Annotated in this window: 26 protein-coding genes; 23 read left to right on the top strand and 3 right to left on the bottom strand. The window is 36.6% G+C overall.

What is annotated here, in order from left to right; translation table 11 throughout:
• The first annotated feature begins 48 nt into the window (after positions 1-48).
• The 21 genes from BM305_RS05515 (at position 49) to BM305_RS05415 (ending at position 21,716) form a co-directional block, all read left to right on the top strand.
• Positions 49-3,156, top strand: coding sequence for an RHS repeat-associated core domain-containing protein (locus BM305_RS05515; RefSeq protein WP_092559698.1), 3,108 nt, complete (start codon positions 49-51; stop codon positions 3,154-3,156).
• A gap of 37 nt (positions 3,157-3,193) precedes the next feature.
• Entirely contained in the window at positions 3,194-3,706 is a 513-nt protein-coding gene (locus tag BM305_RS05510; protein WP_092559697.1) for a hypothetical protein, read from the top strand.
• 69 nt (positions 3,707-3,775) lie between these two features.
• Positions 3,776-4,048, top strand: coding sequence for a hypothetical protein (locus BM305_RS05505; RefSeq protein ID WP_092559696.1), 273 nt, complete (start codon positions 3,776-3,778; stop codon positions 4,046-4,048).
• Positions 4,045-4,476: a hypothetical protein gene (locus BM305_RS05500; RefSeq protein ID WP_092559695.1), complete on the top strand. Its 432-nt coding sequence runs from the start codon at positions 4,045-4,047 to the stop codon at positions 4,474-4,476. Before BM305_RS05505 ends, BM305_RS05500 begins: the two co-directional genes overlap by 4 nt.
• Positions 4,477-4,693: 217 nt before the next feature.
• Entirely contained in the window at positions 4,694-5,113 is a 420-nt protein-coding gene (gene tnpA / locus BM305_RS05495) for an IS200/IS605 family transposase (RefSeq protein ID WP_092559694.1), read from the top strand.
• A 132-nt stretch (positions 5,114-5,245) separates the two neighbouring features.
• On the top strand, positions 5,246-5,557 hold the full coding sequence (locus BM305_RS05490; protein ID WP_092559693.1) for a hypothetical protein: 312 nt from the start codon (positions 5,246-5,248) through the stop codon (positions 5,555-5,557).
• Between the two features lie 156 nt (positions 5,558-5,713).
• Positions 5,714-6,025: a YbjQ family protein gene (locus BM305_RS05485; protein WP_092559692.1), complete on the top strand. Its 312-nt coding sequence runs from the start codon at positions 5,714-5,716 to the stop codon at positions 6,023-6,025.
• Between the two features lie 55 nt (positions 6,026-6,080).
• The gene (purE, locus tag BM305_RS05480; RefSeq protein ID WP_092559691.1) at positions 6,081-6,593 is read left to right on the top strand and encodes a 5-(carboxyamino)imidazole ribonucleotide mutase; all 513 of its coding nucleotides are present in this window, start codon (positions 6,081-6,083) and stop codon (positions 6,591-6,593) included.
• A gap of 112 nt (positions 6,594-6,705) precedes the next feature.
• The gene (locus BM305_RS05475; RefSeq protein WP_092559690.1) at positions 6,706-7,584 is read left to right on the top strand and encodes a potassium channel family protein; all 879 of its coding nucleotides are present in this window, start codon (positions 6,706-6,708) and stop codon (positions 7,582-7,584) included.
• Between the two features lie 186 nt (positions 7,585-7,770).
• Entirely contained in the window at positions 7,771-8,802 is a 1,032-nt protein-coding gene (gene purM, locus BM305_RS05470) for a phosphoribosylformylglycinamidine cyclo-ligase (RefSeq protein ID WP_092559689.1), read from the top strand.
• 3 nt (positions 8,803-8,805) lie between these two features.
• Positions 8,806-9,429: a phosphoribosylglycinamide formyltransferase gene (gene purN / locus BM305_RS05465; protein WP_092559688.1), complete on the top strand. Its 624-nt coding sequence runs from the start codon at positions 8,806-8,808 to the stop codon at positions 9,427-9,429.
• A gap of 24 nt (positions 9,430-9,453) precedes the next feature.
• On the top strand, positions 9,454-10,725 hold the full coding sequence (purD, locus tag BM305_RS05460; RefSeq protein WP_092559687.1) for a phosphoribosylamine--glycine ligase: 1,272 nt from the start codon (positions 9,454-9,456) through the stop codon (positions 10,723-10,725).
• A gap of 201 nt (positions 10,726-10,926) precedes the next feature.
• Complete coding sequence (locus tag BM305_RS05455) at positions 10,927-13,206, top strand: cadherin-like beta sandwich domain-containing protein (RefSeq protein WP_092559686.1); 2,280 nt, start codon at positions 10,927-10,929, stop codon at positions 13,204-13,206.
• A gap of 51 nt (positions 13,207-13,257) precedes the next feature.
• The gene (locus BM305_RS05450; RefSeq protein ID WP_092559685.1) at positions 13,258-14,505 is read left to right on the top strand and encodes a cohesin domain-containing protein; all 1,248 of its coding nucleotides are present in this window, start codon (positions 13,258-13,260) and stop codon (positions 14,503-14,505) included.
• Positions 14,506-14,608: 103 nt separating this feature from the next.
• Positions 14,609-15,004, top strand: coding sequence for a GntR family transcriptional regulator (locus tag BM305_RS05445; RefSeq protein ID WP_092559684.1), 396 nt, complete (start codon positions 14,609-14,611; stop codon positions 15,002-15,004).
• Positions 15,005-15,050: 46 nt separating this feature from the next.
• Positions 15,051-15,629 (top strand): UvrB/UvrC motif-containing protein, encoded by a 579-nt coding sequence (locus BM305_RS05440; RefSeq protein WP_092559683.1) that lies wholly within the window; start codon positions 15,051-15,053, stop codon positions 15,627-15,629.
• Positions 15,622-16,659 (top strand): protein arginine kinase, encoded by a 1,038-nt coding sequence (locus BM305_RS05435; RefSeq protein ID WP_092559682.1) that lies wholly within the window; start codon positions 15,622-15,624, stop codon positions 16,657-16,659. Before BM305_RS05440 ends, BM305_RS05435 begins: the two co-directional genes overlap by 8 nt.
• 25 nt (positions 16,660-16,684) lie before the next feature.
• Complete coding sequence (locus BM305_RS05430) at positions 16,685-19,129, top strand: ATP-dependent Clp protease ATP-binding subunit (RefSeq protein ID WP_092559681.1); 2,445 nt, start codon at positions 16,685-16,687, stop codon at positions 19,127-19,129.
• Between the two features lie 98 nt (positions 19,130-19,227).
• Positions 19,228-19,641, top strand: coding sequence for an endosialidase (locus tag BM305_RS05425; RefSeq protein WP_092559680.1), 414 nt, complete (start codon positions 19,228-19,230; stop codon positions 19,639-19,641).
• A gap of 63 nt (positions 19,642-19,704) precedes the next feature.
• Positions 19,705-21,066, top strand: coding sequence for a DNA repair protein RadA (gene radA / locus BM305_RS05420; RefSeq protein WP_092559679.1), 1,362 nt, complete (start codon positions 19,705-19,707; stop codon positions 21,064-21,066).
• Positions 21,067-21,080: 14 nt separating this feature from the next.
• Entirely contained in the window at positions 21,081-21,716 is a 636-nt protein-coding gene (locus tag BM305_RS05415) for a methyl-accepting chemotaxis protein (RefSeq protein ID WP_092559678.1), read from the top strand.
• Between the two features lie 94 nt (positions 21,717-21,810).
• Here the strand turns inward: BM305_RS05415 and BM305_RS05410 are convergent, their stop codons facing one another.
• Genes BM305_RS05410 through BM305_RS05400 form a run of 3 tightly spaced genes read right to left on the bottom strand, consistent with a single transcriptional unit; the run spans position 21,811 to position 24,313 of the window.
• Positions 21,811-23,667 carry a heavy metal translocating P-type ATPase gene (locus tag BM305_RS05410; protein WP_092559677.1) on the bottom strand — a complete coding sequence of 619 codons (1,857 nt, stop codon included), beginning with the start codon at positions 23,665-23,667 and terminating at the stop codon, positions 21,811-21,813.
• Between the two features lie 37 nt (positions 23,668-23,704).
• Entirely contained in the window at positions 23,705-23,923 is a 219-nt protein-coding gene (locus BM305_RS05405; protein WP_092559676.1) for a cation transporter, read from the bottom strand.
• Positions 23,924-23,953: 30 nt separating this feature from the next.
• Complete coding sequence (locus BM305_RS05400; protein WP_092559675.1) at positions 23,954-24,313, bottom strand: ArsR/SmtB family transcription factor; 360 nt, start codon at positions 24,311-24,313, stop codon at positions 23,954-23,956.
• 143 nt (positions 24,314-24,456) lie between these two features.
• Here BM305_RS05400 and BM305_RS05395 point away from each other — a divergent pair, with 143 nt between their 5' ends.
• Together BM305_RS05395 and BM305_RS05390 are read left to right on the top strand one after the other, a co-directional pair.
• On the top strand, positions 24,457-25,179 hold the full coding sequence (locus BM305_RS05395) for an AlkZ-related protein (RefSeq protein ID WP_092559674.1): 723 nt from the start codon (positions 24,457-24,459) through the stop codon (positions 25,177-25,179).
• Between the two features lie 88 nt (positions 25,180-25,267).
• Positions 25,268-26,506 (top strand): DUF1015 domain-containing protein, encoded by a 1,239-nt coding sequence (locus BM305_RS05390; protein ID WP_092559673.1) that lies wholly within the window; start codon positions 25,268-25,270, stop codon positions 26,504-26,506.
• Positions 26,507-26,533 lie beyond the last annotated feature (27 nt).

Below are 26,533 nucleotides of genomic sequence, written 5' to 3'. Positions count from 1 at the left end.
GTTTATAAAAGAATAAGAAAAACATATACTTATAATGACATAAATCAATTGGCTTCAACAACAGATGAAAGAGGAAATACGACAACTTATGAATATGACAATAATGGAAAACTGATAAAAGAAATAAATCCTCTAGGTGCAACCAAAGAATATACGTTTGATTCTTGTGGGCAATTAATAAGCTATAAAGATGAAGCTGATAATGTGGAGTCCTATGAGTACGATTTGTTAGGAAACAAAATTAAGGAAACAGATGTAAATGGAAATGTAACGCAGTACAAGTATAATATTCAAGGAAATATAATAGAAGTAATACATCCAGATGGAACAACAGAAGAGGCAACTTACGATGGCAATAGTAATATGCTTAGCATACAAGATGGAAATGGAAATATAATTACCAGTGAGTATGATAATCGAAACAGACTTATTCAGACAGTAAATGCAGAACAGGGTGAGCAACATTTAAAATATGCTCCTTGTGGGAAGGTAAGTGAATTTACTGATGAAAATGGGAATATAACATGTTATGAATTCAATTTCAATAACCAGTTATCAAAAGTAATTGATCCACTAGGTAATAAAACGATGTATCAGTATGATGAAATTGGAAATATTAAGCAGATTCAACAATTCAAAGCAATTACTGATAATACAATTACCCAGATGTTTGCAGATGACCAAAGTAAATATGCTTCTACACAAGAAGAATTAATTACAGAATATAATTACGATAACAGAGGTCTTTTAGTTGAAGAAAAAAGTCCTACAGGAAAAATTAAATTTTATTGCTATGATGGAAATAGTAATTTGATAGCTGCAACAGATGAAGATGGAAATATAATAAATTATTCATATGATGAAGCGGATAATTTGGTATCAGTGCAATATAGTGATGGTAAGTCAGTTCAATATGAGTACAATGAGTTGAATCAAATAACCTCCATGACAGACTGGAATGGAATCACAAGTTATGAACTAGATAGCTTAAACAGAATTACAAGTGTAACCGATTATCAATATAGGACAACTGATTATGAATGGACAGCAGATGGTAAGAAAAAAATGATTACTTACCCAGATGGCAGCGTGGTAAATTATAGCTATGACAATAGAAATCGACTTATATCAGTAGTAGATGCAGATAATGCAGAAACTACCTATGAGTATGACAATATTGGAAATTTAATTAAAAAGGTATTACCGAATGGAATCAGGACGGAGTATTCGTATAACAAGTTATCCTATTTAACAGGATTGGTGGATTATACAAATAACAACCAATTATTAAATCAATCTGCATTTACACTAGACAATGTAGGTAATAAAATGAGTATTGCTCGAAACGAGAGTGACAGTACAACCGTTGATGTTACCAGCTATACATATGATGGATTAAATCAATTAACTTGTGCTGTTTCTTCTACTGGAATTGTGAGATATTTCTACGATACATTACAAAACTGTATTCGTCAAGAAAACTGGAACGATGAGCAAACCTTTGAGAATTCATTAGAGTATGAGTATAACCAGGAGAATCAACTGATATTATTAAGTGGACAGACAGCAGATATTCGTGAAGAATATGCGAATGAGCCAATTACAATGGAGTATGATAACCGAGGAAATATTGCTGAGATTTATCAAGATGGTTCATCTGTTGCTGCATTTACTTTTAATGGCCAAAACAGAATGTCGTCCTCAGTAAATCAATTTGGTATGGAAACAGAGTATTCGTACGATGGAAATAACAAAAGAATTGCAATGTATATTCAACTCCCTGAAGCAGAACAGCCAGATTCATTTCTTATTGATGAGGAAGATTCTGATGAGGAAAAAGCACTAAAGAATTCTTGTAATGCCATTTTTGATGGTGTAAACTATAGCAAGGAATATGAATATGTAAATGATAGCACAAGTTCTGCTGATTTGGTCATGCTGGTGTACGGTGAACATAATGTGACAAGCCGTTATGTACATGGATTAGGAACAATTAGTGTTGATTGTACAGAAAATGAAACAATGGATTGGGATTATTCCATTGGCAGTTATTTGGAAGACAGTTCCGCTGTAAAGTCCTATTATCTCCAAAACGAACTGGGAAGTACAATGAATCTGACAGGAGAGGACGAAACAGTATTAGAGAGCTATGATTATGATATCTATGGAAAACCAGTGACGGAAGGTGATGAAAACAGCTTTCAGAAAAATATTTACGGTTACGCAGGCTATCAATACGATGTAGCATCCCACATGTACTACGTCCAAGCAAGATATTATGATTCCGAAACGGCTAAGTTTATCAGCCAGGATGTTTTTAAGGGAATTGAGGAACATCCAACAACATTTAACCGATATCTGTATTGTGAAAATAATTCACTGAGGTATATTGATAAGAGTGGATATTCAACATTGGATACTGTAGTTGGATTAACTTTATGTCTAGATGAGACATTAGACTTGGGTTTGGCATTTGATCTGACAATGGAAATTATTTCATTATGCAATGATATTGATCTTTCAAATTATCCTTATGAAAGTCAGTATGATTATTATTTGGGGAGAGTCATTGGTGATGCGATAAGTATAGTATGGGGTGCGAAAGAGTGTTACAAAGGATACAAAAAGATATGTACTGCAATTGAAGTTGGTGATGCTTTAACAGTTTGCTCAGGCGGTTGGCTAACGGTAGCTGCTATGGGAATTACAATAGTAGAGACAGAATCGGGTGTTATTGAAATAGCAAATGGAGGTGCCGTTGTATTTAAGGGAACTGGTCAAATAAAGTGTGACTGGGACAAAATGATGGCAGCCAAGGGAGGTTCTAAGGATAAGTCCAAGGGAACTAGTACGATTAATTGGAAGAGTGTTAAACAATTTGGTCATACTTTTAGCACGCATGGATCTGGAGCAAAAAATACAAAAAGCTTAATAGATCGATCTAGAAGTACAGGAAATAATCAAGGTCAATGGCTCAATAATCAAAGGGCTGCGGAGTTTCTTGAATTTCTAGGAAATATAACGGAACCAATAACAGTTTCAATACCAAAGGGCTTGGGACAGGTAATAACTCCAACAGGTAATATAGTACCTGCTACTAAGGCGATAGTTGTACCATCTGCAACAGGCATAAAGACTGCATTTCCAATTCTATAGAATTGATTGGATATTAATTATAAAGGAGAATGTAAACATGTTTAATATGGAAATAAAGACTATAATACCATTGAATACTATCAAAATTGATAATTGTGGAATTGGAGATTATGATGATGAGCTAGATGATGGGAGGTCGGTAATAATGGATATATGCAAAATAATGGGTAATACAGAACAAATCTTATTTTGTGTTTCGGGATTTGGAGATGATAAGTGGACTGTTGATTGTCGTTTTGACCTCCCAATCATAATTGAGCAATTACCTGAAATAATAAGAAGAATTAATAATAAAGATTTCAACTTTAAATTGGATTTTTATGAACAGGGAATTGAAAGAGAAATAGTATTTGTCAATGATGTAGAATGTGTAAGGCTAGTATGCATAAGTAGAACTAATTGGATACCTAAACCAAACAATATTAAGATGAGAAAGGAAGAAGTTTCTTTAATTTTTAACAACTTATACAAGAATTTCTTATCTTATAGTTCAGTTTTGTGTAACGGTCTAGCAAATCATTATTTATTTAAAGAATGGATGAAGATTTAATTATTATTAGGCAGAGTCATAGGTGATGAATTAACAGTCTGTTCAGGCGGTTGGCTAACTGTAGCTGCTATGGAAATTACAATATTAGAGATAGAATCTGGAGTTATTGAAATAGCAAATGAAGGATCCGTTGTATTTAAGGGAACCGGTAAAATAAAGTGTGACTGGGACAAAATGATGGCAGCAAAGGGAGGTTCTGAGGCTAATTATGGTGCTAGAGAATTTATTGAAAAAAATAAGAATACTGCTGAAATATTTGAAGCAACATGGAATTCAAGCAGAGGCGTAGAATCAGGAAAGATACAAATAATTATTAGGTCTGGAGGGAAACAGGTGCAATGATGAAGTTAAAGAATGGTGAGATTATACCAGGGATTGGTATATCAAATATTAGTCTTGGTATAACAAAAGAAGAACTTATACATCTCATAGGCATAGAATATGAGGAAGAAATATTTGAGTTCATTTCAATTATAATAGTTGAAAATGCAAAGTTTTGGTTTACTAATGATGGAAAATTATATCAAATTGGAGTATCCAAGGACTTTCAAGGAAAATATAAGAATGTAATTGGAATAGGATCAACGTTGAAAGAAGTAAAGGAGAAATTTGGTGATTATAATGAAGAACATAATACTTATGAAATAGAGAATGATAAGGGAATGTGTTTTGAACTTGAGGATGTTGACTATGATGAAGAATGGGATGAGTTGACGGCACCAATTGAATATATTTATGTATATAGAGTGGGTTCGGAAACTCTTAAGTAAATGTGCAGTTGTCTTGCATACTGAGAAAATTCCTATAAACCTTGTCTTAGACACTGCTTCGTAGTAAAAAGTGCATGGTAAATGAAAACGCTAATCCCCCAGCTATGCTGGGGCGAATAGAGTAAGCGGTGGCGTAACTACGGACATTAGAAAGCCTCCTGTGGTATTATGATAAAGGTATCGCAAGCCATTATCAAAAAGAACAGGAGGCGGTTTAATGAACAGTTCAAGTTTATCACACACTAGATGGAAATGCCAGTATCATATAGTATTCATTCCGAAATACAGGAGAAAAGTACTGTTTGGGCAAGTAAGAGCAGATATAAGGGAAATAATAAAAAGATTTTGTGAGTATAAGAATATTGAAATAATAGAAGGAGCAGTGTGTTCAGACCATGTACATTTATGCGTAAGTATTCCCCCTAAGGAAAGTGTTTCTGACTTCGTAGGTTATTTGAAGGGAAAATCAGCATTAATGATATTTGATAAACATCCAGAGTTAACAACCAAATGGACGAAATCATTTTGGGCAAGAGGATACTATGTTTCTACAGTAGGAAATGTCACTGAAGATGCAATTAAAAAATATATACAAGAACAGCAAGAAGAAGCAAAAGCAGAAGAAACAAGAAAATAGCCTCTTTTAGAGGCAGACGGTAATAGTGCTTGTGATACTCGCCTTTTAGGCGCGCAAGTAAACAGCCCTTATAGGGCTAATATCAAACCACCACTTGAAGTGGTGGTAGATGCCTTAGGATGGTGAGATTATTTGTTTCAAGATATTGATTTTGGGAAAGGTGTGAATAGAAAATATATTGACTTTAATATAAATGAAGTAATACCTTTAAAAGAACAAACTGATTTGCTAAAAGAAGACTTAATTCAGGTGATTTATGAAAGTAATTATCTAATAGATATTGGTTGGTATCCTGAATTTGATGAAGAAGGGTTTTTTAGAGTAAGTATTATAAAAGATTATCAGTGGGAAAACCCAGTTCTACAGAAAAATTGTAGAGACTTGAATTTATTAAAAGAATATGTTGACGAATGTATAGACATAATACAGACTAAAGTGAAATGAGAATAATTGAGTAAGCGAATTTAGAAATATACCCATGTATAATCCCTTTCACTTGGTGGAAAACTGAAAGGAAAGCCGAAAAAATCATTTTATAGGTTTTACAAACAAGAAACATATGGTATAATAGCAAAAAAATAGTGTCAAGGAGGATTTAATATGGTATTAGTTACGACAGAAACAATAACTGGGAAAAACCTTGAAATGTTAGGGGTTGTAATAGGCTCTTCCATTCAGACCGTTCATGCAGGAAAAGACATTATGAATAGCTTTAAAACATTAGTGGGTGGTGAGCTGACATCCTATAATGAAATGATGGACAATGCCAGAAAACTTGCTACACAAAGAATGATAAAACAGGCAGAAGCAGTGGGAGCAGATGCTATTGTGGCAGTACGCTACAGTTCCAGTGCAGTAGCAGCAGGTGCAGCAGAAATTATGGCATTTGGAACAGCTGTTAAGTACATTTAATTCAATTCAGTTGCAGTAAAACCTAAGGAAAATAAGAAACAGAAGGAGATTTGAAATGTCAAAAGTAGGAATTTTAATGGGAAGCGATTCAGACCTTCCAATTATGAAAAAAGCAGCAGAAATACTTGAAGGATTTGGAATAGAATATGAGATGACCGTAATCAGTGCCCACAGAATGCCAGATATTTTTGTAGAATATGCAACAGGTGCTGAAGCAAGAGGCGTTGAGGTGATTATTGCAGGAGCAGGCGGAGCTGCACATTTACCAGGAATGTGTGCTGCATTATTTAAGCTTCCAGTAATCGGCGTTCCAATTCATACAAAAACTTTAGGCGGAGTAGATTCTCTGTACTCAATCGTACAGATGCCTTCTGGAATTCCAGTTGCAACCGTAGCCATTGACGGAGCGGCAAATGCAGGAATATTAGCAGCACAAATGCTGTCTATTGGTAACAAAGAATTGCGTGAAAAAGTGAAAACATACTGCCAGGGCCTAAAAGAAGGCGTTGTAAAGAAGGCAGAAAAGTTAAATACACTTGGTTATGAAGAATATTTAAAACAAATGTAAATACAATAGTAATATGACAAGGGCAGCCTTAGGGCTGTCTTTTTCAGTACTTAAAAATTGCAGAGTGTGTAGAACACACTTTTATCTGAACTATGAAAAGTGGGGGAAGTAAATGAGGGGGCTGCTTCGGTTTATAAAAAGAAATGCAGAGAAACTGTGTATTTGTCTTTATATCTTTATCTGGCTCATATTTGGATTGTTTTATTGGATTCGGGCAAATACCACAGGTGGAGAAGCATTCATTTTTCAAGAAGATATTTTGCTACATTCCAAAAATGAGGCATTTCAAAGAAAACTGGGGATTTCTATGGAAAATCACATTACAAAAGAACTGTTTCGCCATTACAATGAAAACTTTACCATGTTAAAGTTTGAGGATTCAGGACCGATGAATATAACCTTTAATTTTATTGATGGAAAGCTTGAAAATCTTGGTGCTGACTGGGCAAACTATTATATAACAAAGTGGAAGCAGGAAAAATATAATTATTGTCAGATCGAAATCATAGAAACCAGAAACCGCATTATGGGAACTGCTGAATATACCAAGTTAAAACTAAGCCTTGTTGAACTGGCACCGTCAGAGGAAAACGTGTCTGAAATGACTGAAGTAATGAAGCAGCAGGATTTTCTAGTATACGTAAAGGGAGATGAACTGGGGATTGAAAAAGAGACATGGGAAAAGGCAGGTTATCTGGAAATTGGTTTTTGCAAAATTATAGTAGCATGTGCCGTGAACTATTTTGATAAAGCAATTGATATTATTTACGACTATGAGACAAATGAAAATTTTAAGTATCCTGTCATTGATTTTTTGTATTTTAGTGCAGTGACCATAACCACATTAGGATATGGCGACATACTTCCCAATGAATCCATGGTGAGAGGCCTGGTAATGGCAGAAACCGTACTAGGTACAGTGACATTGGCACTAACCGTATCTGTTTTTTATGACAAATATAAGAAAAGAATTTGCATTTCGATAAAGTAAAGAATACAGCTGTATCAACTCTTACTTATAAAGCTTATGGTATTTATTAATGGTTCTAATAGATACCATAAGAAATAAATAACTTCAAAAAAAGGACAAATCTTTTGAAGTATGATACAATACCATTGAGACAAGTATGATACAATAAAATAATAAGCGTGAATCTGATTTTAGGAGGAAAAGGAAATGGATTACAAAAATGCTGGTGTAGATATTGAAGCAGGATATAAATCAGTTGAACTTATGAAAGAACATATAAAAGGTACGATGCGAAAAGAGGTGCTTACCCATATTGGTGGTTTTTCGGGAGCATTTTCTTTAGAAAGCTTTAAAAATATGGAAAAGCCAACCTTGGTTTCTGGAACAGACGGCGTTGGAACAAAGTTAAAGGTTGCGTTTGAATTAGACAGACATGATACCATTGGAATAGATTGTGTTGCTATGTGCGTAAATGATATTGCCTGTGCAGGCGGAGAACCATTATTTTTCTTAGATTATATCGCATGTGGAAAAAATGAGCCAGAAAAAATTGCCAAAATCGTAAGTGGCGTAGCAGAAGGCTGTAAACAGGCAAATGCGGCACTTATAGGTGGAGAAACTGCGGAAATGCCAGGCTTTTATCCAGTAGATGAATACGATCTTGCAGGCTTTGCTGTAGGAATTGTTGATGAAAAAGATTTAATTAATGGAAAAGACTTAAGAAAAAATGATGTTATTATTGGAATGGCATCTTCTGGAATCCATAGTAACGGATACTCTTTAGTTCGCAAGATTTTTAATATAAAAGAACAATATCTAAACACTTACGTGGAATCACTTGGAAGTACATTGGGAGAGACGTTGCTGACTCCTACGAAAATTTATGTAAAAGCATTAAGTGATCTTAAAGCTGCCAACATTAAAGTAAAGGCTTGCAGTCATATTACAGGCGGCGGATTTTATGAGAACGTACCTAGAATGCTGTCAGATGGTTTTCATGCAGTACTCCGTAAAAAAAGTTATCCAGTACCTCCAATTTTTAAAATGCTTCAAGAGGATGGAGATGTAGCAGAGCATGTTATGTATAACACCTTTAATATGGGTATTGGCATGATGGTAGTGGTAGATCCGTTAGATGTAGATGCTGCAATGGCTACCATTAAGGCAGCAGGTGAAACTCCTTATATTATAGGTGAAATCATTTCAGGCGAAAAAGGAATTACAATCGAGGAGGCTTAAGGCATGCTTAAGACAGCAGTTTTAGTTTCTGGTGGAGGAACGAATTTACAAGCAATAATAGACAGCATGGAAAATGGAAGTATTACGAATGCATCGATAGAAGTAGTAATTAGTAATAAGCAGAATGCATATGCGTTAGAACGTGCTGCGAATAAAGAAATTCCAGCTCACTGCATATCACCAAAGGATTTTTCAGACCGTGAGGACTTTGGGAAAAAGCTTTTAGATACCTTACTATCCTATCAGATTGATTTAATTGTATTGGCAGGTTATTTAGTGATAATGCCAGAGATTGTGGTGAAGCATTACAGGAACCGTATTATTAATATTCATCCTAGTCTGATTCCATCCTTTTGTGGAGCAGGATTTTATGGGTTGAAAGTACACGAAGCAGTTCTGGAACGTGGTAATAAAGTAACAGGTGCAACCGTTCATTTTGTTGATGAAGGTACGGATACAGGACCAATCATTTTACAGAAAGCAGTAGAGGTAAAAGCAGGAGATACGGCTGAGATTTTACAAAAAAGGGTAATGGAAGAAGCGGAGTGGAAAATACTTCCTAGAGCCATTGACCTGATTGCAAATGACAAGCTTGTGATAAGTGGACATCTGGTTAGGGAAAAATAGCTTTACAAGGTAGGAGGATGCAGGATGAAAGTTTTAATTGTAGGTGGCGGAGGCAGAGAACATGCCATTGCTGCAAGTGTTGCAAAAAGCAAAAAAGTTGAGAAAATTTATTGTGCTCCAGGTAATGCAGGAATTGCAGAGCTTGCAGAGTGCGTTGACATTTCTGTAATGGAATTTGATAAAATGACAGCATTTGCTGAAAAAGAAAAAATTGACTTTACCATTATCGGACCAGATGATCCATTAGTGGCAGGTATTGTAGATGCTTTTGAAGCAAAGGGGCTGCGGGTATTTGGACCACGGAAAAATGCAGCAATCATAGAAGGATCTAAGGCATTTTCTAAAGATTTGATGAAAAAATATAATATTCCAACTGCCCAATACGAAACGTTTCAGTCTGCTGAAAAAGCGGTGGAATATCTGGAAACAAGCAGCTTTCCAATTGTTTTAAAGGCAGATGGACTTGCTTTGGGAAAGGGTGTTCTGATTTGCAACACCAAGGAAGAGGCAATAGAAGGTGTGAAAACCTTGATGTTGGACAAGCAATTTGGGTCTGCTGGTGATAAAATTGTCGTAGAAGAATTTTTAGCAGGAAGAGAAGTGTCTGTTCTTTGTTTCTGTGACGGATCGACTGTGAAGCCAATGACCAGCGCTCAGGATCATAAAAGAGCAAAAGACGGAGACCAGGGCTTAAACACAGGTGGTATGGGAACTTTTTCACCAAGTCCTTTTTACACAGAGGAAGTAAAGAGTTTTTGTGAAAAATACGTTTATCAGGCATCTATGGACGCCATGAAGGCAGAGGGAAGAGCATTTACTGGAATTTTGTTTGTTGGTCTGATTCTTACGGAACAGGGGCCAAAGGTACTGGAGTATAATGCCCGTTTTGGTGATCCTGAGACTCAGGTTGTTCTGCCTCGTATGAAAAATGATATTATCGAAGTGATGGAAGCCTGTGTAGATGGAAAGTTAAATGAACTAGAACTGGAATTTGACAATAACGCGGCTGTCTGTGTTGTTTTAGCATCAGAAGGATACCCAGAGGCATATGAAAAGGGTAAGGTAATTACAGGGCTTGAACATTTTTCAGATAAGGAAGAATACTTTGTGTTTCATGCAGGTACAAAAGCTGCGGAAGAAGGCATTGTGACAAATGGAGGCCGTGTTTTAGGTGTGACTGCGCTGGGACAAGATTTAAAAGATGCAAGAAAGAAGGCATATCAGGCAACGGATTGGATTGAATTTTCTAATAAATATATGAGAAATGATATTGGAAAAGCAATTGATGAAGCGTAAGTAAAATACAAGTAGATAAGAATGCATCCAGTAGGAAGCATAGAAGAAAAGCACTGGTGAGAAGGAAACTTCTCATAGGTGCTTTTTGTCGATGAGCTTCTGAGGACTGACATAATACTGCCATATATATGGGATATATTTGTACTAATATTGTAGATGAAAACACTACTGCTGTAGAAAAAACACATAGGAGTGATGAGAATGAAAAGTAATAAGCATAGAATATTATTTTGCGTCAGCTGTATTGCGCTAACTATAGTGCTGTTTGTTTCAGTTCACAATTTAGGAAGGATTGATTCCTATGCGGCAAGTACATTAAAGTTAGCTGGCAAGTCAACAGCAAGTAAGGTGAATGTCAGGACAAAGCCAGGGCGTACAGCCTCTCAGATGATAATTAATGAGAAAAAAGTGCAGCTAAGTAAAAACCAAGCGGTAACAGTACTAAAGGAAAAAGTGGTATCAGGTGAAAAGTGGTACTACATTTCATTTAAATACTTGAAAAAAAGCTATCGTGGTTATGTGCTTAGCAATTACGTGAAGCTGACCTTAAAAACTTCGGCAAGTGCAGCTGTAAGTGCAAAGACAAGTCAGAAAATCGTAACAAAGGCTGGAGGAAGTACTTATAAAAAAGTAAGCGGGAAGGTGGTTTCACTTAAAAAAGGTACAGCGGTAACGGTACTGAAGGAATCCACTGTTAGTAAGAAGAAATGGTTTTACATATCCTTTGTGTATAAGAAAAAAACTTATAAAGGATATATTCTTGCCGATTCCGTTTCCTTTGTAATACCAGAGACAACAAAAACAGGGTCAGTTGCGGCGTCCAGGCTGAATGTAAGAACAGGTGCCGGAACTACATATCCTATTTTAGAGTATAAAGAGCAAAAGGTACAGTTAACAAAAGGGACACTGGTAACAATTGTAAGTGAAAAGAAAGTAGATACTGTTTTATGGTATCAGGTGAAGTTTTCCTATGAATCAGCCTCTCTTAAAGGTTATGTTTCAGGAGAGTTTATTCAATTAACAACTAAGACAGCAGTTACCCCATTGCCAGAGGCAACCCCAACCCCAGAGATAACAGAAATTCCTGAGGTAACGTCAACCCCAGAAATAACAGAAACACCAGAGATAACCCCAGAACCTACTCCAGAAATAACACCAGTGCCAACAGTAACACCAGTACCAACAGCGTTGACGGACGCAGAGTTTGAAGCAGCACTGATGAGTGAAGGGTTTCCAGAGGACTATAAAGCAAAATTGCGTCTGTTGCACCAGCAATACCCACTATGGCAGTTTAAGGCATATCATACAGGATATGACTGGAACACTGTTATAGAGAAAGAAAGTGTGGTTGGTAAAAATTTAATTACCAATGCTAAGTCCATTGCCTGGAAATCGATTGAAGCAGGAGCCTATAACTGGTCAACCGATTCGTTTATTCCATTTGATGGTTCTACGTGGGTTACTGTGTCAAAAGAAGGTCTTGCTTATTACATGGATCCTCGAAATTTTCTTACAACAGATGGAATTTTTCAATTTGAGCATTTAGCATATAATGAACAGTATCAGACAAAGTCAGGAGTGGAAAGTATTTTGTCCAATACGGTGATGGGGAATAAAAGTTATACGTATCTGGATGAGGCACAAACTGAGACAAGTACTACGTATGGTGACACATTTATTGCAGCGGCAAAGTACTCCAATGTGAATCCATTTCATCTGGCAACAAGGGTAAAGCAGGAGGTTGCCACTTCGACAGGACTGAGTGCTTCTGCAACAGGACAGTTTGCAGGATATGAAGGGTACTACAATTTTTACAATATAGGAGCGACTCACAGCACTGTTGCTGGTGGAGCCATTGCCAATGGATTATCCTTTGCTAAAACAGGAGGAAGTTATTCGCAAGCAAATAAAGATTTATTTTTGATTCCATGGACAAGTCCTTATCGCTCTATTGTAGGAGGAGCAAAGTTTATCGGAAATAATTACATTAATAAAGGTCAGGACACAGTTTATTTGCAAAAATTTAATTTGTCAAATTATAGTACATTTTCGCATCAATATATGGCAAATGTAGAAGCAGCAAGGGCTGAGGCTCAAAAAACTTATACAGCGTATAAAAACTTTACGGATATTCCTGTGGTATTTTATATACCAGTTTACTATAATATGCCTGCTGCACCATGCCCAGTTCCATCAGGTGGTTTAAATCCGAATAACTGGCTGAAGAAGCTTTCTGTTATAGGTCAGACCATGACACCAACTTTTCAGGTGTCAGATGCTGTAAATACTTCCTATACTGTTATAGTTGACAGCAGCGTTACAAGTGTTACAATAGAGGCATCAGCAGTAAGCAGTAAAGCAACGGTTGTAGGAAATGTAGAATATCCAGTTAATATAGGTGTTAATACCATTCCTGTTGTTGTGACAGCAGAAAATGGGCAGCAGCGAACCTATGAGATATATGTTATTAAAAATGCGTGAAACAAGTAAATCAGCCAGACTTACGTTATAAGGAAGAAAAGGTGTGATAAAATGAAGTGTCAGAAGAAAAATAATTCATATAATAATAGGAAGAATCTGTTTTTTGTTACTTGTATTCTGTTTATTATAGTTACAGGGGTAGGGATGTCTGGTAGAATCGTTATGGCATCCAGTGCTACCATTACTTTTTCTATTGCCAACAGAGAAGTACAGAAGGGTGACGACTTATCAGTGGTTGTTTCCTTGGATTCCAGTGACATCATTGGAGATTTTGAAGCATATGTATCATATGATCCAGAGATTTTGGAGTTTACAACAGGAGGAAGCCATGTTAGTGGAGGAAGCGGACTGCTTAAAATATCCGATTTGAACTCTGACATACAAAGTGAGTCCAAGAAGTATTCCATTCAGTTTAAGGCAATAAAAGTAGGCAATTGTGAAATTGCAGTCAGTGATACACCTGGTGTTTACAATGCAGATGGTGATGAAATGTCAGTTTCAAGAAGCCGCCTTACCATATCGGTTGTTAGTTCAGAAAAATTAAGTGACAATTCATCACTTTCCAGCTTAGAAGTAAGTCCAGGAACATTAACGCCAGAATTTCAAAAGGATCGTTTCAAATATCAGGTTGAAATTCCAAATGCCAGCGAACGATTATTTCTATCCGCCATACCAGAAGACCAGGATGCTGTTGTAGAAATTCAGGGGAATCAGGAGTTAAAAGAAGGAGTAAACTTTGTCCACGTTATTGTAACAGCACCGTCGGGAGATAAGCAGGATTACCAGATTGAAGTCAGAAGATTATCCGTAGAAGAGGAGAATGGTGAAGAGGGGGATGTGGAGCTGCCTCAGGATGAATCGGGAGTCGTATATGAACTAGACGGAACGGTTTATCTTCAGAACCAAAGTAAATATAAATTAGCAGAGCTGGATGATTCTACAGAAATCCCAGCAGGATATGTTCAGTCATCTGTAACAATCAATGAAATTGAAATAGAGGCATTTTTACTAAAAAATGATATGGAAAGTGAGTTCTTTTTGCTATTCTTAGAAAATGATTTTGGAGAAAAAAGATTTTACCAGATGGATCGGATTGAAAAAACAATTCAGCGCTATTCACAAAACGACGGAACTGGTGAAAACCAGGAATCTGACAGTTTGGATTCTATTACCAAAAGTGAGTATCAGAAAAGGATGACAGCGATGGTATTTGCTTTAGCGGTACTGGGTGTTATTTGTATTATTCTGACGATTACACTTGTTATTAAGAGTATGCATACTTATAAAGAGGAAGAATAATACACTAACATGTATAATATTACAAGTCGTCTGGTACTTGACAGAATTGCATTCTTGTTATACTATTAATATAACAGATGTAACGAAAGCAGAGGTGGAGACATTGCTTGTAACAATAGATTTTAATAGCGAAGAAGCTATTTATATTCAGCTTTGTAATCAGATTATTATTGGCATTGCGACTGCTCAAATCAGAGAGGGGGATAACCTTCCTTCTGTACGGGAACTGGCAGATAATATAGGAATTAATATGCACACAGTGAATAAAGCATATGGTATATTGAGGCAGGAAGGTTATTTGAAGCTGGATCGCAGAAAAGGGGCAGTCATTGCAGTTGAAGTTGACAAGTACAATGCATTAACAGAATTGATGTCAGAGATGCAGGTGATACTTGCAAAGGCAGTATGTCGGAATATTTCAAAAAATGAAGTCTATGAATTGGTAGATAAGGTGTTTGAACAATATTCATGCCAGGAAAGAAAAGGTGGAACAGAATAGCAGCAGTTTGTAGCTGTCATTTCATGCAGGGGAAGGAGGTTCTGCTATGTTATGTGATAAATGCCATAAACGAGAAGCAAGGATATATTGTACGGAAATAGTGAATGGGGTAAAAAAGGAACAGTATTTATGTGAAGAATGTGCTGCTGAGTATGCATCCTTTCACTTAGAAGCAGTTGGTGTGAGCAAAGAAGTTAATTTAGGAAATCTCTTATCCGGTTTGTTAGACAATGTTTATAAGGAAGAGCATAAAAAACTCCAGGAATCGGTAAAATGTAAAGAATGTGGAATGACTTACGAGGAGTTTCTGACAAATGGAAAATTTGGCTGTGCCAACTGTTATGAAGCTTTTGGCAAAATATTTGATAAGAGTTTGTTGCAGATTCAAGGAAGCGATAAGCATATAGGGAAAATTCCAAAGAATTTTATGAGTAAAACAGAAAAGGTGATTAGTGAAATTACAGAAATTGACAAGATGTCCTTAAAGCTTCAAGATGCAGTTGAAAAGGAAGAGTTTGAAGAAGCAGCAAGGCTTAGGGATTTAATACGAGAATTAAGGAAGAAAGAAGCAGAAGAAGTTGTAAATCATACTCCAGGCCAAAAGGAGGAACCAAGTAATGCTTAAATGGTTTGAACAAAAGGGTGAACATGATGATATTGTAATTTCAAGCCGTGTGCGTCTGGCTAGAAATCTGAAGAAGTATCCTTTTGGTGTCAGGCTTACGGAACAGGGAGCGAATGAGCTGTTTGAAGAAGTAAAAGCTGGAATGGAACATTACAAGGATGTGTCAGGAAACTATTTTACCTGCAAACTAAATGAACTTGGTGAAATTGATAAACTTGCCATGGTAGAACGTCATATTCTCAGTCCGCAGATTGTAAACAAAAAGCAATGTAATGGTCTGATTCTATCAGAAGATGAATCGGCTGGTATTATGATAAATGAGGAGGATCATCTTCGGATTCAGACATTTACTGGTGGTATGAATATGAAGACGGCTTTTTCAAGGGCAAATGAAATAGACGATCGGATACAGGAGAAATTTGAAATTGCTTTTGATGAAAAATATGGATATCTTACGTCTTGTCCTACCAATGTAGGAACAGGACTGCGAGCATCCTATATGATATTTTTACCAGCATTAAGTGGTGCTGGTAAGATTACTAAGTTAGCAAGTGAAGTGAGTAAATATGGAGTGACTCTTCGCGGTTTGTACGGGGAGGGGAGTAAGAGCCAGGCCGACATTTTTCAGATTTCCAATCAAAAGACACTTGGCACCCATGAAAGCGATATTATTCAGAGTTTAAATAACATTGTAATGCAGGTGATTAAACAGGAAAGACTTCGCAGGGAATACGTTTTGAATAAGAATTATAATGAGATTGAAGATCAGGTGTATCGTTCGTATGGTGTATTAAAATATACAAGACAGATTAATACAAAGGATGCAATGACATTACTGTCACAGGTAAAGTTCGGAGCAGACACAGGAATTATTTCACTGGAAGGGGATAGAAGTATTTATCAGATGATGATGAATATTCAGCCTTATGGCTTACAATATGGATTTGGAAAAAACATTGGAAGTGTTCAAAGGGAAAGGCTTCGAGCAGAGTATATTAATAAAAATCTGCCAGAACTTAAGTCGAGATAAAAATTGGTAACTAGGAGGGTTAAATATGTTTGATAAGTTTACAGATAATGCAAAAATTGCAATGAATAAAGCATCAGAAGTAGCCCAGGAGCTTTCTCATGATTATATTGGGACGGAACATCTTTTAATTGGCCTTGTGAAGGCACCAGGAGTTGCAGCAAAGGTATTGGATGAAAACGGTGTAGAAGAAACACGTTTAATAAAATTAATTGAAGAATTTATTTCTCCCAATGCTTCAATAGGTATGGTTTCAGCTGATAATATTACTCCAAGGGTGAAAAGAATTGTTGGCCAAAGCTATCGGGAGGCGTCAAGATTAAAAAGTGATCTAGTGGGTACAGAGCATTTATTGCTTGCTTTACTGAAAGAAGGGGACTGCATTGCAGTCCGCTTATTAAATACGCTAGGAATCAATCTGCAAAAATTATTTGTTGATTTGTTAACCGCAGTTGGACAAGAAGTAGGGGCGGCAAAAAATGAATTTTCTGCAAGTAAAAACAAAACGAAAGGGAAAAGTACAACTCCGACCCTTGATCAGTACAGCAGAGATTTAACCATGTATGCACGAGAAGGAAAATTAGATCCTGTCATTGGGCGTGAAAGTGAAATCCAGAGAGTTATTCAGATATTGAGCAGAAGGACAAAAAACAATCCATGCTTAATTGGTGAACCAGGTGTAGGTAAGACGGCAATTGCAGAAGGTCTTGCACAGAAGATTACAGAAGGAAATATTCCAGATACCATTAAGGATAAGCGTGTACTGACTCTTGATTTGTCTGGAATGGTGGCTGGCTCCAAGTATCGTGGTGAATTTGAAGAAAGAATTAAAAAAGTAATCCAAGAAGTAATGAGCGATGGCAATGTCTTGTTATTTATTGATGAAATTCATACGATTATAGGAGCAGGTGGAGCGGAAGGTGCAATTGATGCTTCTAATATATTAAAACCTTCTTTAGCAAGGGGAGAACTTCAGATTATTGGTGCGACTACTATAGAAGAGTATCGAAAGTATATTGAAAAGGATCCAGCTCTTGAGCGAAGATTTCAGCCAGTTACGGTAGAGGAACCTTCTGAAGAAGAATCTGTATTGATTCTGAAGGGATTACGAGAAAGCTATGAAGTACATCATCAGGTTACGATTCAGGATGAAGCTATTGTGGCAGCAGTAAAGCTGTCAATGCGTTATATTAACGATAGATTCTTACCAGATAAAGCAATAGACTTAATTGATGAGGCGGCATCTAAGGTACGTTTAAGTACCTACATTGCTTCTCCTGAGGTGAGAAAAATAGAAGAAGAGAATGAAAAGCTGGAAATTGAGAAGGAAGAAGCTATAAAAAGTGAAGCTTATGAACTTGCTGGTGAAATAAAGAAAAAACAACAGGATAACTTGGAGAAACTGGTAAAGATTAAGCTGAAAAAAGAGAAAGAAAAAGCAGAAAGAAAACTAATTGTAGGAGAAGCTGAAATTGCAGATATTATTTCATCGTGGACAAAAATTCCAGTGAAGAGACTGGAAGAGGAAGAAACGGAGCGATTAAGAAAGCTGGAGGACATTCTGCATAAACGGGTTGTTGGACAGGAAGAGGCAGTAAAGGCAATTTCTAAAGCAATTAGAAGAGGCAGAGTAGGATTAAAGGATCCAAACCGTCCGATTGGTTCTTTTCTGTTTTTGGGACCAACTGGTGTTGGTAAGACCGAATTATCAAAGGCACTGGCAGAGGCAATGTTTGGCAGTGAAAATGCCATGATTCGTGTAGATATGTCTGAATATATGGAAAAGCATAGTGTTTCCAAATTAATCGGTTCTCCTCCTGGATATGTAGGATATGAAGAGGGCGGACAATTAAGTGAAAAAGTAAGAAGAAATCCATATTCCGTCATTTTATTTGATGAAATAGAAAAGGCTCATCCAGATGTGTTTAATATTTTGTTACAGGTTCTGGAGGATGGACACATTACCGATGCTCAGGGAAGAAAGGTCAGCTTTAAGAATGCCATTATTATTATGACCTCTAATGCAGGAGCAAAACGCATAATTGCACCAAAGACATTAGGATTTGCATCAGCTCAGGATGTGGCGGCAGATTACAAGAAAATGAAGGAAAGTGTGATGGAAGAGGTTAAGCATCAGTTTAAACCAGAATTTATTAATCGTATTGATGAGATTATAGTATTCCATGCATTAACAAAAGATGACATTAAGAAGATTGTGAGCATTATGTTAGATGGTATTAGTAAACGTACCAAGGAGCAAATGAACATTACACTGAAAGCAAGTAATGCGGTGTTGGAATTTCTGGCAGAAAAGAATTATGATCCTACCTATGGAGCCAGACCACTTAGACGGGCAATCCAGAGCAACGTAGAGGATAAGCTTGCAGAGGAAGTATTAGAGGGAAATATTAAGAGTGGTCATGTTGTTTCTATGAGATTGAAAGACAAGGAAATAAAATTTTCGATCAAATAAAAGGTAATATGCATAATAGACTAGAAATTTTCTTGAAAATATAATATAATATGACTATAAAATTGCTTTTTTCTTTAGCAAGTAGGAGGACTTTGAAAATGGCTGTAATCCAAGAGTTAATACGCAAAGAAGTAGACGGAACCTTAAGTTTTGGTAATTATGAGTTGGACAAGAAATCTAAGGTATCTGATTTCGAACACAATGGGGATCTTTATAAAGTAAAAACATTTAAAGAAATTACGAAGCTGGAAAAGAATGGTTTATTTGTTTACGAATCAGTACCAGGTACTACTGTAACACAATTAGATTTATCAGATAAGGGTATAGAATTTTGCGTAACTGGATATGAAGATGCGCAGATTACACTAGAACTGGAGCCTGAGAAAGAATACAGTGTTTCCATTGCTGACGCTGCTATTGGTGAAATGAAAACCAATCTTGGCGGGAAGCTGGTTCTTAGTGTAGAATTAGGAAATCAAGAGGCTGTAAAAGTTAGTGTAGTTCAGCGATAGGAAATATTAGAACATCAGTGCTTTGGCACTGATGTTTCTTTCAATGTAAAATGGAGAGACAAAATGGCAAAAAATAAAACGATTTTCTTTTGCAAGGAGTGTGGTTTTGAGTCCAATAAGTGGCTTGGGAAATGTCCCGCTTGTCACCAATGGGATGTTTTTGTAGAAGAGCCGGTAGTGAAAAAGAACGGTACTTTCAAAAAAAGCATGATCAATGTAAATGAACCAGAACCGTTATCAGAAATTTCAACAGAAGAAAGCAGCCGTTTTATTACGGGAATGATGGAATTTGACAGAGTACTTGGAGGAGGAATCGTTGTAGGCTCATTAGTGCTGGTGGGAGGAGATCCTGGAATAGGAAAGTCAACATTGCTTTTGCAGGTTTGCAGAGATATGGTTGAAAAGAAATTAAATGTTCTTTATGTTTCAGGAGAAGAATCACTTCGTCAGATTAAAATGAGAGCAGAAAGAATCGGAGGCTTCTCAGGTGATTTATTATTATATAGTGAAACAAATCTTAACGCTGTAGAAGACATTATAACAAAGAGAAAACCACAGATCGTAATGATTGATTCCATTCAAACTATGTTTTGTGAGGAAGTGAGTGCTGCTCCAGGAAGCGTTTCACAGGTACGTGAGGCCACAGGAGTTTTACTTAAATTAGCAAAAAGCTATGGCATTTCGATCTTTATAGTTGGCCATGTTACAAAAGAAGGTGTAGTGGCAGGCCCAAGATTACTGGAACATATGGTTGATACGGTGTTGTATTTTGAAGGTGATTCGTCAAGTACATACCGGGTTTTAAGAGCTGTAAAAAATCGTTTTGGATCTACTAATGAGATTGGTGTATTTGAAATGAAGCAAAGTGGATTATGTGAGGTAAGCAATCCGTCACAATATATGCTGCAAGGCAAACCAAAGGGGGAATCAGGTTCTGTGGTTTGTTGTTCCATGGAAGGAACAAGGCCAATTCTAATAGAGACACAGGCTTTGATCTGTCATACTAATTTCAATATGCCAAGAAGGACTGCGGCTGGAACGGATTATAACAGAATCAATTTGTTGATAGCTGTAATTGAGAAACGTCTGGGTATTACCTTATCGAATTGTGATGCTTATATCAATGTGGCTGGTGGAATGAAAATAATGGAACCTGCATTGGATTTGGCAATTGTTGCAGCAATTATCTCAAGCTTTCGAAATAGTGTAGTAGATGAAAATACAATTATATTTGGAGAAGTCGGACTGACTGGAGAGGTAAGAGCAGTAAACCTTTCGGAACAAAGAATTGCAGAGGCAGAGAAAATGGGATTCACAAAGTGTATTTTGCCAAAAGCAAACCAGAGTGCCCGGGATAATACGAAAGTGAGTATGCAGCTAGTAGGGATTCAACATATTAGAGAAATATTAGAATATATTTTGTAGAAAGGGGATTCAAAATGAACACAAACATAAAGGACATGGACGTAAAATCTGTTTTAAACAATTTAGATGCTTCACAGTTGAAGGTGGAGCAAAATGCTTTTGACGCAATTAATTCCTCGGATACAACATTAAATCTTGTAAAAGAAGGCATGCAGTGCATAAAAGAGCTTTCGGAGAAAATATCGATTCTGAATGAAGTGATGAAGAAGACATCTGGAACTATGGAGCAAATGGAGAAATTAACAAATAAAATCGAAGGATTTGCAGGTGTCATTGGAGGAATTTCCAATAAAACCAATATGCTGGCACTAAATGCTTCCATAGAAGCAGCAAGAGCTGGTGAGCATGGGCTGGGATTTGCAGTTGTGGCAAATCAGGTACGGGAATTAGCAGCACAGTCAGCTAATTCTTCCAAGGAAATAAAGGAAACCATTCAGGCAGTGCAAGCCTTTAATAATGAAATGGGTTCTAGTATGGAGGCTTTATTAGATGTTGTAGATCAACAAAATAATGTGAATACCAGTGCTGGAGAGATATTTAATAAAATACTGGAGGCTGCTTCCATTGCCAATGATGTTTCAAGAAAAATGGAGCATGAGATTGCCTATCAAAGAGAAATTACGGATAGCGTAAAACAAATTGTAGAATAATGTTTTAAAATTAGTTTAGTAAATAAACCAAATTATAAAAATAAAACCAGTTCTGGCAGATACAACAGAACTGGTTTTGTCTGTTACAAGTAAGTTATTCATTATGTTTCATTTTTAAAACTCTCATGGCATTTAAGATGGCAATAACGGATACTCCTACATCTGCAAAAACAGCTTCCCACATATTTGCCAATCCAAAAGCGCCAAGGCTTAGGATAAACAGTTTAACACCAAGAGCAAATATAATGTTTTGTTTTACTATGCGGAGGGTCTTTCTGCTAATGGCAATGACGGTTGCAACCTTGCTTGGTTCATCGGTCATGATTACAATATCAGCGGCTTCAATAGCAGCATCAGAACCTAAACCACCCATTGCAATACCAATGTCAGATCGAGTTAAAACAGGTGCATCATTGATGCCATCGCCAACGAAAATTAATTTTCCAGTCTGTGATGTTTCTTCCAGAAGTTTTTCAACTTCATTCACTTTGTCAACAGGTAGCAATTCTGTGCGTACTTTATCTATTCCTAATTCAGAAGCGACCATTTCACCTACTGCTTTCTGATCACCAGTCAGCATAACCGTAGTTTTTACACCTAATGCTTTAATAGAAGTAATTGCAGACTTTGAGTCGCTTTTTACCTGGTCGGAAATGGTAATATATCCAGCATACTGATAATCAGCAGATATGTGTACAGTGGTTCCTGTTGAGGAATGTGCAGGAATTTCAACTTGAATTTGGTTCATAAGTTTGCTGTTTCCAACATGAACAACAACACCATTCACTACCGCTTTAATGCCATGACCAGATATTTCCTCTATATCAGATACCATGTTTGTATCAATTGGATTTCCATATGATTTTTTTAAGGAAAGGGCAATGGGGTGACTGCTATAACATTCAGCATAAGCGGCATATTCAAGAAGTTTATCTTTTGAAATTTGGAGCGGAGCAATCTTTGTAACTTCAAAGGTTCCTTTGGTTAAGGTTCCTGTTTTATCAAAAACAACAGTTTCTGCATTTGCAAGAGCTTCAATATAGTTACTGCCTTTAATTAATATACCCGCTTTAGAAGCGGCACCAATTCCTCCAAAGAAGCTTAGTGGAACCGAAATCACTAATGCACATGGACAAGAGATAACAAGGAAAATCAGTCCTCTGTGAATCCAATCGGAGAAGGAAGCAGAAGGAATAAGTAAAGGCGGAATCAAAGAAAGAAAAGCAGCAATGATTACCACAATAGGAGTATAGTAGCGTGCAAACTTTGTAATGAACTGTTCGTGATGAGCCTTTTTATTGCTGGCATTTTCAACTAAATCCAATATTTTTGATACAGTAGATTCGCCAAATTCTTTTGTCACCCGAACCCGCAAAACACCAGTCAGATTTATCGTTCCACTTAAAATAGTATCACCTGCATGAACTGTTCTGGGAACGGTTTCCCCTGTAAGAGCAGTAGTATCCAGGGTGGAACTGCCTTCTACGACTTCACCGTCTAAAGGAACCTTTTCACCTGTTTTAATTAAAATGATATCATCAATGCAGACCTCATCAGGATCTACTGTTTCAAGGTTACCGTCTTTTTCCAAGTTTGCATAATCAGGACAAATGTCCATTAAATCTTTAATTGATTTTCTGGAGCGATCTACGGCAATATGTTCAAACAGCTCACCAATCTGGTAAAATATAATAACAGTAACGCCCTCTTTATAGTCACCAATAAAGAAAGCACCCAAACTAGCAAGTGCCATCAGGAAATTTTCATCAAATACCCGGCCTTTCAGGATGTTACGAAATGCTTTTTGCAAAACGTGGTGGCCTACAAGTATGTAGGAAGCCAGGTAAATGATTAACTTTCCGGTATTTCCTAAAGGAACTATCAGGCCAATGATAAAAATCAATGAACTTAAAAGGATTAGTATAAGCGATTTCTTTTGTCGCTTTGTCATTTGTTAACCACCTCCATAATAAAACATACAATTAATTTTACATAATAATCGTGCAGTCTGGCTCTACTTTGCGGATTGTCTTTTGGATATCCTTCATAGTAGAATCAAATTTCTCTTCGTCGATGTCTACTGTCAACTTTTGCGTCATAAAATTAACGGTTGCGGAGTGTACAGCCTCCATTTCATTAATTGCGTGCTCCATTTTTGCAGCGCAATTTGCACAATCCAAATCTTGAAGTTTAAACGTTTTTTTCATAAATATATCCACCTTCCTATTATTATATTGCTATTCACTAATATGTTCCATACCCTGATCCATAATTGTTCTGACATGGTCATCTGACAGGGAATAGATAACTGTTTTTCCTTCACGTCTGTATTTGACCAGACGATTTTGCTTTAGTACTCTAAGCTGATGAGAAATTGCACTTTGGGTCATATTCAGTATTTGTGCAATGTCACAAACACACATCTCCTGTTCAAAAAGAACATATAAAATCTTAATGCGGGTAGAGTCTCCAAATACTTTAAATAATTCAGCCAGGTCGTACAGATTTTCTTCTTCAGGCATTTTTGAAAAAACATTTTCCACTATATCAGGATGTACACACAGGAAATCACAGCATTCATTCTTTGTTTCTTTCATACCATCATCCTTTCATATGAATTATTGTTCATATGTTTATTTTAATACAAAAATGCTATTTGTCAAGTAAAATTTTCTGTACAAATCTAATATGCCAAATTATAATAAATTTATCTAAAAAAATTGACAGGGTGGATTATTGTATGAATGAAATAAATGGTAAATGGATTATGGAAGGATTGTCGAAGGATGATCCAAATTGTATCAGGAGCATGGATGAATTAATAAAGTATATTAATAAGGTCGGCTTTTTGCCACTATTTAAAAATAGTATACCTGGCTTTTCAGTAGAAGAAATAACCGATAAAGATGCCTGGTGGGGAGAAAATCCGCTGGAAGATCCATGGGAATGGAGAGGCAGGATTGCAGAACAGGGAGAGATTGCCTATGGTAAATTATTTTCAAAAAAGGCAGGCTTTGTTTCAAAAGAATGGTATCCGGTTTTTTGCAATTATAGGAGGGATGGTTATGATTTTGATACAAGGTATGAAGAAGGCCTGGCAGGAAGAAAAAGCCAGTTGTTAATGGAAGTACTAGAGCAGCATAATGAAATATTGTCAAGTGAACTAAAAAATTCAGCTGGTTTTGGTAAGGCAGGTGAGAAGGGGTTTGACACTGGGTTAACAACGTTGCAGATGCAGACTTATGTTACGGTAAAAAGATTCCAGAAAAAGAGAAACAAGCAAAATGAAGAATATGGATGGGCTGTTGCAGTTTATTGTTTGCCTGAGATGGTATTTGGTACAGATTATGTGAGAAGCTGCTATTCAGAGAATCCACTGTTATCAAAGGAAAAAATAATTTCTAAGATAAGCAGGCATTTTCCAAACAGCACATCAGAAGAAATAGAAAAGTTTATGAAGTAATTTACTTTTTGCAGGCAGGGTGCTATACTAAAATTGTTTTGTTATGATAAAGACGAATGAAGAATAATGTTGTTTAGGAGGATGAAACATGGCAGTAATTAAACCTTTCCAATGTGTTAGACCCAATGCAGATTTGGTGGGACGAGTAGCAGCTCTCCCGTATGATGTTTACAATAGACAGGAGGCCAAAGCTGAAGTTGGGAAAGAACCGATTTCCTTTTTAAATATCGATCGCGCGGAGACTCAATTTGATGATACAGTAGATACCTATGCACCGTGTGTGTACGAAAAAGCAAGAGAGCTTTTTCAAAACTGGCTGGAAAAAAAAATTTTTATAAAAGATACAGAGCCAGCGTATTATATTTATGAACTAATTATGCAGGGCAGAAGTCAGACAGGCATCGTGGCATGTGCTTCGATCGATGACTATGAGAGCAAGGTAATTAAAAAGCATGAGAACACACGAGCAGATAAGGAAGTGGACAGAATTACTCATGTAGATACATTAAGTGCACAGACAGGTCCTATTTTTCTTGCATATCGCTCTAATGACATTATTAATCAAATTGTGAATCAGGTTAAGGAAGAAACCATGTTATACTCCTTTATTTCTGATGATGGTATCGGACATAATGTATGGAAGCTTGCTAATCCAGAGAAAGTGCAGAACATTCAGCAGGCTTTTTCTGCTATTCAGGAGATATATATAGCAGATGGACATCACAGGGCGGCTTCAGCCGTAAAGGTTGGCTTGAAGCGACGGGAACAAACTAAAAACTATGATGGTACAGAAGAGTTTAATTTCTTTTTATCTGTACTGTTTCCACATGACCAGTTGATGATTATGGATTATAATCGAACGGTAAAAGATTTGAACGGATTAACTAAGGAAGCTTTTATTAATAAAGTGAAAGAAAATTTTGATGTTACAGAATACGGAACAACGCCATATAGACCTGAGAAAAAGGGCGAATTTGGAATGTATCTGGAAAACAAGTGGTATAAACTTGTTGCAGGTTCTGGGTTATCTGAAATGAAAGATCCAGTGGAATCCCTTGACGTATCCTTATTGCAGAATTATCTGCTGGAACCAGTATTGGGAATTGAAGACCCAAGAACAGATAAGAGAATTGATTTTATAGGGGGAATACGGGGACTGGAGGAGCTTGAGCGGAGAGCAAATCAAGATATGAAGATTTCTTTTGCTATGTATCCAACTTCTATAAATGAACTTTTTCAGGTGGCAGATGAAGAAAAATTAATGCCGCCTAAATCTACCTGGTTTGAGCCGAAATTAAGAAGTGGAATTTTTATTCACCAGATTTAAAGAAGTATCATATATATAGTAGTAAAG

It is taken from the genome of Anaeromicropila populeti (assembly GCF_900112775.1).
Lineage (GTDB): Bacteria > Bacillota > Clostridia > Lachnospirales > Lachnospiraceae > Anaeromicropila_A > Anaeromicropila_A populeti.
This window is presented reverse-complemented; position numbering and strand designations above follow the sequence as displayed.

What these genes read in the sequence shown, in the direction of transcription:
- purE (WP_092559691.1), top strand. Translation starts at nt 6,081, where the DNA reads ATGTCAAAAGTAGGAATTTTAATGGGAAGCGATTCAGACCTTCCAATT.
- BM305_RS05400 (WP_092559675.1), bottom strand. Translation starts at nt 24,313, where the DNA reads ATGAAAGAAACAAAGAATGAATGCTGTGATTTCCTGTGTGTACATCCT.
- tnpA (WP_092559694.1), top strand. Translation starts at nt 4,694, where the DNA reads ATGAACAGTTCAAGTTTATCACACACTAGATGGAAATGCCAGTATCAT.
- BM305_RS05395 (WP_092559674.1), top strand. Translation starts at nt 24,457, where the DNA reads ATGAATGAAATAAATGGTAAATGGATTATGGAAGGATTGTCGAAGGAT.
- BM305_RS05485 (WP_092559692.1), top strand. Translation starts at nt 5,714, where the DNA reads ATGGTATTAGTTACGACAGAAACAATAACTGGGAAAAACCTTGAAATG.
- BM305_RS05435 (WP_092559682.1), top strand. Translation starts at nt 15,622, where the DNA reads ATGCTTAAATGGTTTGAACAAAAGGGTGAACATGATGATATTGTAATT.
- BM305_RS05440 (WP_092559683.1), top strand. Translation starts at nt 15,051, where the DNA reads ATGTTATGTGATAAATGCCATAAACGAGAAGCAAGGATATATTGTACG.
- purM (WP_092559689.1), top strand. Translation starts at nt 7,771, where the DNA reads ATGGATTACAAAAATGCTGGTGTAGATATTGAAGCAGGATATAAATCA.
- BM305_RS05425 (WP_092559680.1), top strand. Translation starts at nt 19,228, where the DNA reads ATGGCTGTAATCCAAGAGTTAATACGCAAAGAAGTAGACGGAACCTTA.
- radA (WP_092559679.1), top strand. Translation starts at nt 19,705, where the DNA reads ATGGCAAAAAATAAAACGATTTTCTTTTGCAAGGAGTGTGGTTTTGAG.
- BM305_RS05405 (WP_092559676.1), bottom strand. Translation starts at nt 23,923, where the DNA reads ATGAAAAAAACGTTTAAACTTCAAGATTTGGATTGTGCAAATTGCGCT.
- BM305_RS05430 (WP_092559681.1), top strand. Translation starts at nt 16,685, where the DNA reads ATGTTTGATAAGTTTACAGATAATGCAAAAATTGCAATGAATAAAGCA.
- purN (WP_092559688.1), top strand. Translation starts at nt 8,806, where the DNA reads ATGCTTAAGACAGCAGTTTTAGTTTCTGGTGGAGGAACGAATTTACAA.
- BM305_RS05500 (WP_092559695.1), top strand. Translation starts at nt 4,045, where the DNA reads ATGATGAAGTTAAAGAATGGTGAGATTATACCAGGGATTGGTATATCA.
- BM305_RS05475 (WP_092559690.1), top strand. Translation starts at nt 6,706, where the DNA reads ATGAGGGGGCTGCTTCGGTTTATAAAAAGAAATGCAGAGAAACTGTGT.
- BM305_RS05510 (WP_092559697.1), top strand. Translation starts at nt 3,194, where the DNA reads ATGTTTAATATGGAAATAAAGACTATAATACCATTGAATACTATCAAA.
- purD (WP_092559687.1), top strand. Translation starts at nt 9,454, where the DNA reads ATGAAAGTTTTAATTGTAGGTGGCGGAGGCAGAGAACATGCCATTGCT.
- BM305_RS05410 (WP_092559677.1), bottom strand. Translation starts at nt 23,667, where the DNA reads ATGACAAAGCGACAAAAGAAATCGCTTATACTAATCCTTTTAAGTTCA.
- BM305_RS05505 (WP_092559696.1), top strand. Translation starts at nt 3,776, where the DNA reads ATGGAAATTACAATATTAGAGATAGAATCTGGAGTTATTGAAATAGCA.
- BM305_RS05455 (WP_092559686.1), top strand. Translation starts at nt 10,927, where the DNA reads ATGAAAAGTAATAAGCATAGAATATTATTTTGCGTCAGCTGTATTGCG.
- BM305_RS05450 (WP_092559685.1), top strand. Translation starts at nt 13,258, where the DNA reads ATGAAGTGTCAGAAGAAAAATAATTCATATAATAATAGGAAGAATCTG.
- BM305_RS05390 (WP_092559673.1), top strand. Translation starts at nt 25,268, where the DNA reads ATGGCAGTAATTAAACCTTTCCAATGTGTTAGACCCAATGCAGATTTG.
- BM305_RS05415 (WP_092559678.1), top strand. Translation starts at nt 21,081, where the DNA reads ATGAACACAAACATAAAGGACATGGACGTAAAATCTGTTTTAAACAAT.